The 7,472-nt window shown below is 50.6% G+C and carries 7 protein-coding genes; 4 read left to right on the top strand and 3 right to left on the bottom strand.

Annotated features, from left to right (window positions below; all coding sequences use genetic code 11):
• The 3 genes from KJB30_RS18565 to KJB30_RS16960 form a co-directional block, all read left to right on the top strand.
• Positions 1-75, top strand: a 75-nt coding sequence (locus KJB30_RS18565; RefSeq protein WP_367619012.1) for a cytochrome c3 family protein, incomplete at its 5' end; no start/stop codon positions are given.
• A 120-nt stretch (positions 76-195) separates the two neighbouring features.
• Positions 196-1,035, top strand: a complete 840-nt coding sequence (locus KJB30_RS16965) for a cytochrome C (RefSeq protein ID WP_214301562.1) — start codon at positions 196-198, stop codon at positions 1,033-1,035.
• 42 nt (positions 1,036-1,077) lie between these two features.
• Complete coding sequence (locus KJB30_RS16960; RefSeq protein WP_214301561.1) at positions 1,078-1,617, top strand: menaquinol oxidoreductase; 540 nt, start codon at positions 1,078-1,080, stop codon at positions 1,615-1,617.
• A 65-nt stretch (positions 1,618-1,682) separates the two neighbouring features.
• On the opposite strand, the gene KJB30_RS16955 is transcribed toward KJB30_RS16960, so the two are convergent.
• Both KJB30_RS16955 and KJB30_RS16950 read right to left on the bottom strand, forming a co-directional pair.
• The gene (locus tag KJB30_RS16955; protein ID WP_214301560.1) at positions 1,683-2,630 is read right to left on the bottom strand and encodes an L-lactate dehydrogenase; all 948 of its coding nucleotides are present in this window, start codon (positions 2,628-2,630) and stop codon (positions 1,683-1,685) included.
• 176 nt (positions 2,631-2,806) lie between these two features.
• Positions 2,807-4,360: a cytochrome B6 gene (locus tag KJB30_RS16950; RefSeq protein WP_214301559.1), complete on the bottom strand. Its 1,554-nt coding sequence runs from the start codon at positions 4,358-4,360 to the stop codon at positions 2,807-2,809.
• A 315-nt stretch (positions 4,361-4,675) separates the two neighbouring features.
• On the opposite strand from KJB30_RS16950, the gene KJB30_RS16945 reads away from it, so the two are divergent.
• Positions 4,676-4,861: a hypothetical protein gene (locus KJB30_RS16945; RefSeq protein WP_214301557.1), complete on the top strand. Its 186-nt coding sequence runs from the start codon at positions 4,676-4,678 to the stop codon at positions 4,859-4,861.
• Here KJB30_RS16945 and KJB30_RS16940 read toward each other — a convergent pair whose 3' ends face one another.
• Positions 4,862-7,330, bottom strand: a complete 2,469-nt coding sequence (locus KJB30_RS16940) for a PAS domain-containing hybrid sensor histidine kinase/response regulator (RefSeq protein ID WP_214301555.1) — start codon at positions 7,328-7,330, stop codon at positions 4,862-4,864. It lies immediately after the preceding gene.
• Between the last annotated feature and the right edge of the window lie 142 nt (positions 7,331-7,472).

Raw genomic sequence — 7,472 nt, 5'->3', positions numbered from 1 at the left:
TGCGGTGCGTGTCATGATGGAAAGCAGGCCTTTACGGTGAAGCAAAACTGCGCCACGTGTCATAAAGCAAAGTGAAAACCTGATTTGGTACATGCAAATCACGAAGAGAGGCGGATTCTTTCCCGCAGCTCTTCGTGTTCTTAATTCCTAATGTGTTGAATTGGCGTAAATGATCTGCAGAGAGGGAGAGGCAAAATGTTCAGAACCCTTGCGGGAAGGGCGCTCGTGCCCGTTGGATTGGCAGTTACCGGTTTTGTCGTGGTTTGCTTCCTGCTGTTGTACACGGCCATCAAGAATGTTGTCAGAAACGATGCTGTTGCCCACGCCACCAATCTCGCCGATATCATTCTCAAATCAGCACATGATGCCATGCTCAAGTCCGAGCGCCAGACCCTCACCACAATCATCAACAATATCGGCGAGCAAAAAGGTGTAGAACATATCAGGATCTTCAACAAGAAGGGCATCGTCAACTTTTCCAATCATCCCGAAGAGCTTAACCGCCAGGTCGACAAGAAAGAGCAAGGATGCATCAACTGCCATGCCGGCGCGACTCCTTCGCTGACATTGGGTAAGATGGACCAGTCGCGAACCTTTAAGAACAGGGCGGGGACTGAAGTGCTGGCAATAACGGCCCCCATTTACAATGAGCCGCAGTGCTCCAATGCTGCCTGCCATGTACATCCGCCAACCCAGAAAGTACTGGGGACACTTGATATCGGTCTTTCCCAGGATCTGATGCTTGCTACTCTCTCATCCATCCGCACTGAAATGATTATTTTCACTCTGATGATTCTCGTGTTGACCGTTGGGGGTGTCACAGCACTGCTGCGGCGAAGCGTCTTCATGCCGGTACAGAAACTTAATGAAATGGCGGTACAGGCGGACCATGAAGACGATGTGTGCCCGCCCCCCGGCCACTTCCCGCTTGAGCTCGACAGGATTGCCAAATCGTATTACAACCTCTGTCAAAGACTGCGCAAGTCAAAACAGGAATTGGACTCGATCCGCAACGGCGCCAACCGGCCCCAATAGCCCCACCGGTAAATCAAAGGCAATGCCAGAGATGGATCATTCATGAAAAACAACGACATCAGCCAGCAGGCATCAGCTTTTTATCAGGAAACAAGCGGAACAGAAGCGGCCAGCATACGGTTGGAAACCGAGATAGCCGCCCTGAGGAAAAGGTCCAATCGTGGTATCTATGCGCTTGCCCTTTTTCTGCTGATCGCTATGATCGCCTGGCAAGGGTTCACTCAGCTACCTTCTCCTGAAAAGGTCATTGCGGTCCTGGGAACTCCTCCATCTGCCCAGATGATCAGCATCGCGCTGTTGCTGTACACCTTTTCCGCCATCATGCTCAGCCTGTCTCGCATGATGGGAGGTATCGAGCACAAAAGCAGTTTCAGCCATGTCGGCTATCTCACCGGTTTCTTCCTCTTCTACCATTTTGCCAAGGGACTAGATGACAACTATTGGGCGGTTTTAGGCTCCGGAATGACCATTCTCGGGGTCGAAAGCTATCGCATCTGGACCTTCTGTAATGAAGCAATCGTCAGAAAAATTGAACAACTGGATTACATCAGGAGGACAGGTCGGCTGCCGCTGGAAGATTAAGAACCCAGAGCTGCCGATCTGAACATCCTGTCACAAGGTTTCACCACTCCCCTTCCCTTCTTTTATCAACCGTGCATGCCGATACTTTCTATGGAATTCCGTACAATCTGGGCGCTCTCACGCAGCGCCCTCCGTTCCCTCTCATCCAGAGTAGGCGGAAAGGTCTCCAGAATCCCGCTGCCCCCTATCAGATGTGGCAATGAAAGGGTCACGTTCCCTACCCCCTCGCAATCCACCAGTGGCGTGCAAAGCGTTAGTATCGAACGCCGATCATTCAGGATAACGTCAGCCACATTAGCGATCGCACTGCCAATACCATAGTAAGTTGCCTGCTTTCCGGCAATTATCTTATAGGCGGCATGTCTGACCTGATGATCGATGGATGCTATCTGGTCAGGATGAAGCGGCAAAGATCGCCTTTTTGCAAATGTTTCAAGCGGCATCCCACCAACCGTGACCAGTGACCATCCAAGAACCTCAGAATCCCCATGTTCTCCAACTACGTGGGCATGCACATGCCGGGGATCTATTCCGAGCGCATTGCTGAGCAGACTGCGGAAGCGGGCAGTATCCAGAGTTGTACCGGTACCGATGATACGGGATCTTGGAATCCTGAAATCCCGCGCCAGTGCGGCCGCCAGGTGAGTCATGATATCCACGGGATTGGTAGCCACCAGCAGCACAGCCTCCCCTGCATGTTTCAGTACAGCAGGTATCACTGATCTGAATACCGCGGCATTTCTCTCCAGCAATTGAAGTCGCGACTCCCCTGGCTTCTGACCGACTCCGGCGGCTATCACCACCAGTGAAGCTCCATTGAGATCCTCATACTCCCCGGCAGTGACTTCAAGGGCATGGGCAAAGGGGACGGCGTGGGAGATATCGGCAGCCTCGGCCCGCGCTCTGTCCCGGTTAAGGTCCACCATGACAATTTTTCTCCCAACACCGCGCATGACCATGGCATATGCCGCAGTGGCTCCGACAAAACCGCAGCCAACTATTCCTATCTTCATGCTACCCCCTTTGTATGTTTACCTGAATCCGTGACGCCTTCGCGCTTGCACAGTGTTATCGGTTTGGTCTTTGCATTCAGCCTCCCCTCCCGCAAGGGAGGGGAACTTTAAGGCAAATGCAAAAACCACGGTCAACTTCGGCATTCCGAGTGTTCCAGCGCGCAGACGTTACGGATCTACAGTGCCCGCATGAAAGCAACCAGGCTTGTTTTTTCCTCTCCGGTCAGTTTCAGGTTAAGTACGAGATTGAAGAACTCCACCGTATCCTCAAGAGTGAGACAGCGGCCATCGTGCATGTAGGGGGGGCTGTCCTTGATGCCGCGCAGAGTGAAGGTTTTCATCGGACCATCACCCGGTTCCCGCGTGAAACGCTCAAGCTTCAGATCGTGCATCTGCTGATCCATATAAAACGGAGGAATATGGCAGGAAGCGCATTTTCCCTTTTCAAAAAACACTTTTTCCCCGGCCAATTCTATCGGGGTCGCCTTTTCGGGATCAAGACGCCCTCCAACCGCAAGTTTTGGCGCTGGGGGAACATCGAACATGTTCTGCATCTGGGCCATGTGCGGCACCAGCAGACGCGGAATCTCCACGATGCCTTTCTTCATGGCATGGATCGGGTCCCCGTTGAAATAGGCGGTACGCTGCTCAAACTCGGTAAAATCTTCAACAGAGCGAAGGCTTCGTTTGGAAGCATGGATCTGCTGATTGAACATACCCCTCAGACTGGTGGTATCCAGCCTGAAGCGGCGCTCCTGGGGACGAATATCCGGACTGAGATGGAACTGACCGGTGGTGTGACCGTTGACGTGACAATCCATACACGCAACTCCCAGGGTGGGCTGTGCAGTCTTGCGATCATCGGTTAGATTGAATTCTTCCTGGGGAAGCGGAGTCAGCAGCAAGCGCAGACCATCGAGCTGTACCGGCGTAAGCAGGTCCTTGAACAGACGGTGGAAATTGTTGATGGACACGACTTCGCCCCGCGAAACATCACCGAGTTCCGGTCGGTTCTGAAGAAAAATAGCGGGAGGAAATTCCGGCAGGAAGGCCTCGGGCAGATCGAAATCAACGTCGAACCGCTCCAATCGCGGAAACATCTCTATCTGCATCTTCGGAAACACCTGGCCGCCGGCCACCTGCTTGGGATGAGGCAGCGGTGGATAAGGGAACTGATTATTCCTGCGGATTTCCTCTGCCTTCATGGAACTCAGACTATCCCAGGTAGTGCCTTCGGGAAGTCGCGCAGTCGGCCCCACAGGCAACGGTTTCCCGCGACTCATGGTTGACTCCTTGTCCAGCTTCGGGGTCAGGTCGTATCTCATTTCCAGCAGTTTCTGCTGTTTCTCCATCACAACAGGTTTGGCAGCCACATCTGCCTCGTACACCTCTTCAAAGGTCATCATCGGTTTCTTGGCGTTCAAGGGATCACGATAAAATTCGAAACCGTTAAGCTTTCCTTCTTCAGGCTGGTCCTTGAATGCGGTAGAAGACGGATCTGCCTTTACAGCCGTGAAAACATCGGATTTATCCCGCTCTGTCTTGCGCTGTTCGGGCCGCTTTATCTGCACTTCCTGTGGAGTCTGGGCGTCCAGTACAGCATCATGTGGTGCAGTCTTTGTTTTACCCGGCTTTGACGCACCTGATTGGGTCCACGATTCAGAACCGATAAACAGAAGACCAACTGCCACAAATCCGGCAGCAATACCTCGTATGCTACTTTTTTGCATATGCCTTCTCCTTTGTAGTTGGGATAAAAATCCGTTTAACAAAGGTTACCACTCGATTTTAAAGGCTATGCTCAGAATTTGTCTGTTTTTTTTATGTAAGCATTTAATCTAATTAGAAAAAAATCCAGAACAATAATGCTCAGCCCTTGCGCTAAATCACGTAACTCGAAAATAAATCTTCCCACAAAACCCCGTAAATACTACCTTTCCCGCTTCATGACTTGGTCTTTTCACTGAAAATATCAATTAAGAAATTGACATATAATAACGTGAATGTTAAAAAACAAATTAATAAAAAATTACAAGAGACAGCATATGTGCGATCCGGAAGAGCCAGAAATATCAGCTTTGAACAGAGTCATTGCTCATTTTGACGAGGGTGATGAACTCCAGATGAAGGATAAGGCACAACTTGTTTTTTATCGGGATAAAATTCTTGAACTGAATAAAGACATTGCAGAAATAATGGCGAGACTTGAGTTGGAAAGAAACAAGGAATAATTATGAATTGTGTTGAAAAGCTGAACAATCTGTCATCTGTTCACCTCTTTGGACAAGACAGGTAATCACCTGCAAACCTTTCTTCAAATCCAGCGGTTTCGGAAGAAAAGCATCCATCCCGATCTTTAGACAGTAATCTTCATCTTCCTTGTTGGCATAAGCCGTAATAGCCACAATGGGCGTATGTTTGCCGACAGCGTTTTCCTTTTCACGAATGATGCTGGTCGCTGTAAGGCCATCCATTTTCGGCATCTGCACATCCATGATAATCAGGCCATAGTCGTTGTTTTCCCATTTCGAGATAGCCTCCTGGCCGTCGTGGGCGACATCCCATTCAAAACCTTCTATTTCAAGAACCTTCCCCAGAATCTCCCCTGCCAGAACGTCATCCTCTGCCACAAGTATCCGCACTTTCCCGTAATGATTAACAGGGGCAGCAACAGGCACTTCTTCAGCTTGCAAAGGTGCCGGCTCTTGAGTAACAGCTTCCACCCGGAAAGGAATCGAGAAGGAAAACGAACTGCCGGACCCCACGCTGCTCTCGATGTCTATAGCTCCACCCATCATGCGGATGATATTTTCGCTGATAGGAAGACCGCTGCCAATGCCGCCGTAACGGCGGGTGTGAGACTCGTCAAGCTGGCTCAGCGGTTTGAAGAGCAGGTCTTTTTTGTCGGGGGAAATACCGATGCCGGTATCGGATATCCTGAAGAAGATTTCCACACTCCTGTCATCAGATCCCGGACCGGCCGAAATCTCAAGCATCACCGAACCCTGCTCAGTAAATTTGAGAGCATTGTCGATCAGGTTGATGAGAACCTGCTGCAAACGGACATAATCTCCCCATACCTGTAGAGGAACCTCATCAGCAATGGAACAGGTGAGGTTGATGCCTTTCTTCTGGGCTTTATCGGCAAAGAGCTCGACCCCCTCCTGAGCGCATTGCCGGATACACATGCTTTCCTGCTCAATAGACAAGGTTCCCGCTTCAATCCTGGACATGTCCAGCAGATCGTTCAAAATCCGCAGCAACGACTTTCCGGCGTCATAGGATTTTGTCAGGAGCTCGCGCTGTCTGCTTTGGAGAGGTTCCGCATACCCTTCGAGCACCAGTTGAAGTGTACCCAGTATGCCATTCATTGGGGTGCGGAGCTCATGACTCATGTTTGAAAGAAACTGGCTTTTAGCATTGCTGGCGTTTTCAGCCGACTGTTTTGCATTCTGAGCCTCTTGCAGAAGCCTTCTCTGGTAGGTCAGATCGGTGGCAACAATAATAATGCCGCATGGAGCACTGCCGGGGTCGCAATCAGGGGCTATGTTTACCCGCAGGAAAAATTCATCACCCGACCGGTGACACGTAACCTCACCTTCAAACTCGCTCGCCACACCTGCGATTCCCTTTTCAAACCTGTCGCCAAACAGTACTTCAGCAGCCGTGCGGTGTACCTCGGTAAAGGTATGGCCAAGTACTTCCTGCTGCTGCAGCGAGAATTTGTGCAGGTACTCGGCATTCACAAACACGAAGCGCTGATCCCGATCAAGGTACCCGATTGGAACAGGTGCCGCGTCAATAATCAGCTGCAGCTGCCGCCTGCTCTCCTCACGGGCCCGTTCAGCCTGCTTCCGGTCAGTTATGTCTATCACACCGGTCCGATACACAACGGCACGTTTAGGGTAATCTGCAGAGGGAACACTTGAAAGCTGTACATCCAGTACGGCGCCGGTGCGGTGCTTCAACTTCAGTTCAGTGTTGATTTTGGTCCCTTCCTTGCGGCAACGGCTCATGTGCTCAAGAAAAAGATCCAGGTCTTCCTTTGAAGCGAGAAAAACGCCGAAAGGAGATCGGAGCACCGTTCGCTGATCAATGCCCATCATTCCCACAAAAGTAGCGTTAGTTTCCTCAATAATCCCGTCATGGTTAATGGTGATATATCCGACAGGAGCAAAATCATACAGGTCGCCATAACTTTCGCGGGACTCCTCCAGAAGATGCTGGGTATTACGCAATTCGGACGTAAGAAGATCAATAACAGCTTCACGTTCAAGAAGCCTGGTGTTCAGGTTCCGATTTTGGGAAATCTGCTTTTCAAGAGAAATTTCCATTTCAAGCTGTTTGCTGTCTTTAGCCATTCCGATGCCCTGCCTGTATTCTATTTCTTCAAATACCAGGAGGATCTTGCCGTCCCCCCCCTCTTCTTGAAGCTTGCGTGCATTCAGCAGCATTCGCCGCTTGCCCAGCCTGGGAAAATCGTGCTCAATTTTATAATCGCTGAAGGATATCTCCCGTGGGAGGATTTCTTCGAGAAGCCGACGAAACTCGGGGATATTCCACTGGCCGTTTCCAAGATCGTAGATGTAGTTGAATAAAGGCCATGCCGGTATCAGAGGGAAGAGCCTCCAGAAGCGCACAGAAAGCCTCAATTCCGCCTGCCGAAGCGCCGGTTCCCACCACAAAGGGAATGGAATCATTCTCTGACTGCGTTTGGTCGGTCTGGGCTTCTTCTTCGTTCACAACTTCTTGCGTGTCATCAACGCCGGGCATGGTTTCCTCCTGTAAACTCCAGTTCCTGGCAAAGCCGGCAAAGATTAATTTAATTTTAATTAATTGTCA

It is taken from the genome of Pelotalea chapellei (assembly GCF_018531195.1).
Taxonomy (GTDB): domain Bacteria; phylum Desulfobacterota; class Desulfuromonadia; order Geobacterales; family Pseudopelobacteraceae; genus Pelotalea; species Pelotalea chapellei.
This window is presented reverse-complemented; position numbering and strand designations above follow the sequence as displayed.

Bases quoted from the DNA above. Each gene is read 5' to 3' on its own strand.
- KJB30_RS16955 (WP_214301560.1), bottom strand. From the start codon at position 2,630: ATGAAGATAGGAATAGTTGGCTGCGGTTTTGTCGGAGCCACTGCGGCA.
- KJB30_RS16965 (WP_214301562.1), top strand. From the start codon at position 196: ATGTTCAGAACCCTTGCGGGAAGGGCGCTCGTGCCCGTTGGATTGGCA.
- KJB30_RS16950 (WP_214301559.1), bottom strand. From the start codon at position 4,360: ATGCAAAAAAGTAGCATACGAGGTATTGCTGCCGGATTTGTGGCAGTT.
- KJB30_RS16945 (WP_214301557.1), top strand. From the start codon at position 4,676: ATGTGCGATCCGGAAGAGCCAGAAATATCAGCTTTGAACAGAGTCATT.
- KJB30_RS16960 (WP_214301561.1), top strand. From the start codon at position 1,078: ATGAAAAACAACGACATCAGCCAGCAGGCATCAGCTTTTTATCAGGAA.
- KJB30_RS16940 (WP_214301555.1), bottom strand. From the start codon at position 7,330: ATGATTCCATTCCCTTTGTGGTGGGAACCGGCGCTTCGGCAGGCGGAA.